Raw genomic sequence first — 5,355 nt, forward strand, 5'->3', positions numbered from 1 at the left:
TCTGTGCTGTTTCGCGTTGTTCTCGCTGACAGCTTGATTATGATACCACTCCTATTTTGAATTGTCAACAGTTTTTTTAATATTTTTGATAATTTGTTGAATTTCTTTTTCTTCCTTCAAAATTCGATGTCGTTATCGTTGTTAGCAAACTATCTCTATTATTGTTTCTATATTATCTCTATTGCTCTTGAATTGTTTTAAAGTCATTCTTCCAAAATGATGCACATTTTGGAAGAATGACCTTTCTGAACATTCCCCCCAACCGTTTTGTTATCCCTATATGAAATTTAATGCTGCTTTCATACCATCAATCCTAATCAAATTCTTTCAACACTTCACTCATTGTCAATTCAAGTCCCGGCAATGTGCCTACCGGAATCTTTTCATGGAAATCATAAACCGATGTTTCTATATTGTCCTCCCCTTCTGGCACAGATGGCAGATAACGAACCACCATGACCTGCTGCTTCCAATCATTGACAATCCAATACTCACCCACACCATGGTACTGATACAATTGGGCTTTGTCGATATAATCCTGTGCGGCCGTTGCAGGCGTTACAATCTCAATAATCCACTGCGGCACTCCCCTGTAAATATTATCATAAATCACTTCTCCACTGCTGATGAGGAACAAATCCGGCGACACAACCGAATCCAGCAGATCCAGTTTCTTCAGCTCCACCAAAATAGGAGCAAAACACAACTGATAGGGAAGTTTCTCCCTTTTCAAATACGACTTTATCGCAAAATACAAATTGCCGCGCACATTCTGATGTCTGAATGCCGGCATGGCAGACTCCCTGATATTACCCAACAGCAATTCTACCAACGACGTATACTGCAGTTTATTCTTCCTCGTATTCATCCACTCATAGAAAGCTTCTGCTGAATATTGTCTCTCCTGATAGCCGCCATACACACTGCTGTTCTCAGCCACAACCTGTACACTATTCTCAGGATAAATTTCCTTCTTGAAACGGTAAAACATCGCCAGCTCTTTCAGGCTTCCTCCGCCATCCCACAAAACATCGGAAATACAGCATTCAAATCCCGGATAGCACACACTCCGCATGCTCTGCTCAAAAGAATATCTTCTATATTCAAATCCATTTCTATAGGAATACGTATAAACAAATTCTTCATTGAGATCGATCAGCCAATACTCTCTCACCCCATTCTTGCCGTATGATACAGCTTTATCCAGACAATCATAGATTGCATTGCCATCTGCCAGAACTTCCACAATCAATTTCGGGATCTTGTTCAATTCAGAAGTACGAATCATACCGCCGCTGTAACTCTCACTCTGCTCAACAACTGCAAGATCCGGCTGAAAAATATTGCTCTCATCCAAATGAAAATCTACCGGTCCGAATAATACCTGATCCGTTTTCTTCCTATTAAGCAAATAATCCTCCAGCATTGTTCCCAGCAGGAAGCACAGCTTATGTCCATCCTCCCCAGTCATCTCCGACTGTACAACATGCCCACCAACAATTTCGCAGCTAATACTCTGTGATGCCGCGTTTTTTCTAAAGTTTTCCAACTTACACATATTTGTTTCCAATATTATACCTCTCCTCCTTCTGCCTTCCCCTCATTGGTTCAAGCAATATTTACAATAATTGTTAAAAGAAGTATAACATGTCCTCATTTCCCGGTAAAATATCATCCATTGACGGAATGTGCCATCTCCCTTCACAATATGACACACCCCACAATCAATCTTCTCTATTCGACAACAATCGACCCTGTTTCTTTTTAAAATTTTATTACACCTTCTTTTTTAATTTTATCTTGTCGTCTTTCTGTTAATTCCTGCTGCTACGTTTTCCACACGAAAAAAAGACTACTATCAAAATGTATCTGCACATTTCAACAATAGTCTCTTTCATTGTATTCTATAAGCATACAGCCTATTCAACGTATCCCTTCGATCTTGTACAAACGAAATGCAAAATCCTACGCGATTGGTATAGTTATTTACGAAACGATGTACTAGTGATGGAACAGTCTGATACCTGTAAAGCACATGGTCATACCGTATTTATTGCAAGTTTCAATGACCTGGTCATCTCTGACAGAACCGCCCGGCTGAGCCACATATTTCACGCCGCTCTTATGGGCTCTCTCGATATTATCCCCGAATGGGAAGAAAGCATCTGAACCAAGTGCCACATCCTGAAGTTGATCAAGCCATGCTCGCTTTTCTTCACGGGTAAATACTTCCGGCTTTTCTGTAAATGTTCTCTCCCATTCACCATCTGCCAGCAGATCCATGTATTCATCACCGATATACAGATCAATGGCATTGTCTCTATCGGCACGTCCGATTTTCTCCTTAAACGGCAGATTCAATACCTTTGGACTCTGACGCAGGAACCAGTTATCTGCCTTCTGACCTGCCAGACGGGTACAATGGATACGGCTCTGCTGACCTGCGCCGATACCGATAGCCTGTCCGCCCTTCGCATAGCATACAGAATTGGACTGTGTATATTTCAGTGTAATAAGCGCAATCACCAGATCGATTTTGGCTGATTCCGGCAGTTCTTTACTTTCAGTAACGATATTGTTCAGCATCTCTTTGTCAATAACCAGTTCATTTCTCCCCTGTTCAAATGTAATGCCGAATACTTCCTTGTGTTCCACTGGTGCCGGACAATAGGACGGATCAATCTGGATAACATTGTAATTGCCCTTTTTCTTGGCTTTCAGCATTTCAAGTGCCTCCGGTTCATAGCCCGGTGCAATGACACCGTCTGAAACTTCACGCTTGATCAATTTGGCAGTTGCCACATCACACACATCCGACAGGGAAATAAAATCACCGAAAGATGACATTCTGTCAGCACCGCGGGCACGGGCATAAGCATTGGCCAAAGGTGTCAGTTCACCCATATCATCAACCCAGTAAATCTTTCTCTCAACGTCAGTTAACGGCAGACCAACAGCTGCACCGGCAGGGGAAACATGTTTAAAAGAAGTTGCCGCAGGAAGTCCCGTTGCTCTCTTTAATTCACTAACCAGCTGCCAGCCGTTGAAAGCATCCAGAAAGTTGATATATCCCGGACGTCCGTTTAAAACAGTAATCGGAAGTTCTCCCTCATTCATAAAAATACGGGATGGTTTCTGATTCGGATTACAGCCATATTTTAATTCTAATTCTTTCATCTGATCTACCTCCGATTAGTGATTCTTGTTGATGATTCTTGACTCGTATTTACCAGTTGCAATATCAATAAAACGAACAAAAAGGGAAACTTTATTGTCTTCATTGAGGTTTTCCCAGATTTCTTTTGCCCAGGTATCAATGTCGTTAGTATCAATTTTCACCCATGTCGGCTCGCCCTCAAAACTTGGCAGTGGATTGCCGTCCCCCATATAAGTATGAATAAAATGGCCTTCACCTGCAGGCACGTTGTTATATGCAAATGTATAGCGGTTGCATGAATCCGGATTGCCGTTGTTGCTTTTTAAAATAGACATGGCATAGTTGAATTTTGCATTCTCCACATGCAGGATACCAGAAATACGAGGTGTGTAATTCGGTGCATCCGGCTCAAATTCACGGCTTCTGAGAGACTGCTCGAATGTAAGCTGGCGATCCATACCTTCATAAATGGTATCTGTCTGGTCACCATTTGTCACAATGGTCTTGTTGCCAAGCACTCTGACCGGTGCATAAATAATCAGGCTTGGGTCTTCAAGTTTGGAAGGATCAAAAGCTTCTGTACGAATACCTTCACCATCTTCTACAAAAACACGATTTCGGCTGTTGACGCTTCTTCCCATAATAAAATAAGCTGTAACCGCTTTGCTTCCATCAGCAGAACGACCAATGATAATACCTCTGCCCGGATAAGATGTAGATGACAGTTCCTGACTGATTGCTACCATTTTCATGAATATTCCTCCTATGTCATGTGTATATGCGGAAAATCCGCCGCTAACAGTTTTTCTTATTATTATCTGCAAAGATTATAACAACCAATTTCGGTATTTGCATAATCTATGCTTATAAAAAAGGATTGTCAATATAGTCCTGCTTATGTGCAAGCTCTATATGACAACCCCATTTTAACACTTGTTATCTTATTTGACAACAGCCATAGTTTTTTGACAGCATTATTATTTCAGCATCCGTTATATTAGCATTCCTAATATATATTCATTCTGCACCAATTCTGTCAAAAAATCAGCGCCTGACGCTGCAGAATACACAATCCATTTTAGTATGCTTTGCCCCAGTAAACCATCTTCTTAGCCGGACGTCCGCAGCATACGCATACATCGGATAAATGTTCCTGTGCAAATGGCATACATCTGGATGTTGCTGTTGTTTCTTCTTTGATCTTGTCTTCGCAGGCACGATCACCGCACCACATCGCTTTCACAAATCCAGGCTTATTGGCAATAATATCCTTGAATTCATCATAGTTTGTGGCTACATAAGTGTGTGCATCTCTGTGTGCACGTGCCTTTTCAAACATATCGGACTGGATCTGTTTCAGCAGTTCATCCACCTTTGTTTCAAGTTCATCCAGGCTAACAACAATCTTTTCACCTGTATCACGGCGAGCCAGGACAGCCTGATTCGCTTCGATATCCTTTGGCCCGATTTCAACACGAACAGGGATACCGCGCATCTCTGCCTCTGCAAATTTCCAGCCAGGTTTGTTGTCTGTTGCATCCAGTTTCACTCTGAAACCGCTGAGTCTGTTTTTCAGTTCTTCTGCTTTCTCAAGGACACCTTCCTTGTGCTGGGCAATTGGAATAACAATCACCTGTGTCGGAGCGATCATTGGAGGCAGGACAAGACCATTGTCGTCACCGTGAACCATGATAATAGCACCGATCAGACGGGTTGTCATACCCCAGGATGTCTGATGGACATACTGCAGTTTATTTTCTTTATCTGTGTACTGAATGCCGAAGGCTCTTGCAAAACCATCACCGAAGTTATGGCTTGTACCGGACTGAAGGGCCTTGCCGTCATGCATTAATGCTTCGATGGTATAGGTTGCTTCTGCACCGGCAAATTTCTCCTTCTCTGTCTTCTGACCTCTGATAACAGGCATAGCCAGTACCTGCTCACAGAAATCCGCATAAAGATTCAGCATCTGCTCTGTTCTCTCTTTGGATTCTTCTGCTGTAGCATGGGCGGTATGGCCTTCCTGCCACAGGAATTCTCTGGAACGCAGGAACGGACGTGTCTCTTTTTCCCATCTTACAACGGAACACCACTGATTGTACATCTTTGGCAGATCACGATAGGACTGGATTTCTTTGGCATAGAAATCGCAGAATAATGTCTCGGATGTCGGGCGGACACACATTCTTTCCTGAAGT

At 42.4% G+C, this 5,355-nt stretch carries 4 protein-coding genes; all 4 read right to left on the reverse strand.

All coding sequences use genetic code 11. The features are described 5' to 3' along the window. Positions 1 to 313: 313 nt before the first annotated feature. A complete protein-coding gene (locus WMO25_RS14340) occupies positions 314 to 1,570 on the reverse strand; it encodes a Uma2 family endonuclease (protein ID WP_349085865.1) in 1,257 nt (418 codons plus the stop codon). Positions 1,571 to 2,001: 431 nt separating this feature from the next. Then, positions 2,002 to 3,177 carry a phosphoribosylaminoimidazolecarboxamide formyltransferase gene (locus WMO25_RS14345; RefSeq protein WP_349085866.1) on the reverse strand — a complete coding sequence of 392 codons (1,176 nt, stop codon included), beginning with the start codon at positions 3,175 to 3,177 and terminating at the stop codon, positions 2,002 to 2,004. A 15-nt stretch (positions 3,178 to 3,192) separates the two neighbouring features. Further along, complete coding sequence (locus WMO25_RS14350; RefSeq protein ID WP_349085867.1) at positions 3,193 to 3,909, reverse strand: IMP cyclohydrolase; 717 nt, start codon at positions 3,907 to 3,909, stop codon at positions 3,193 to 3,195. Between the two features lie 326 nt (positions 3,910 to 4,235). After that, on the reverse strand, positions 4,236 to 5,355 hold a 1,120-nt coding region (gene proS / locus WMO25_RS14355), incomplete at its 5' end, for a proline--tRNA ligase (protein ID WP_349085868.1).

The sequence above is a fragment of the Coprococcus intestinihominis genome (assembly GCF_040096555.1).
GTDB classification, from domain to species: domain Bacteria; phylum Bacillota; class Clostridia; order Lachnospirales; family Lachnospiraceae; genus Coprococcus_A; species Coprococcus_A intestinihominis.

What these genes read in the sequence shown, in the direction of transcription:
- WMO25_RS14345 (WP_349085866.1), bottom strand. Translation starts at nt 3,177, where the DNA reads ATGAAAGAATTAGAATTAAAATATGGCTGTAATCCGAATCAGAAACCA.
- WMO25_RS14350 (WP_349085867.1), bottom strand. Translation starts at nt 3,909, where the DNA reads ATGAAAATGGTAGCAATCAGTCAGGAACTGTCATCTACATCTTATCCG.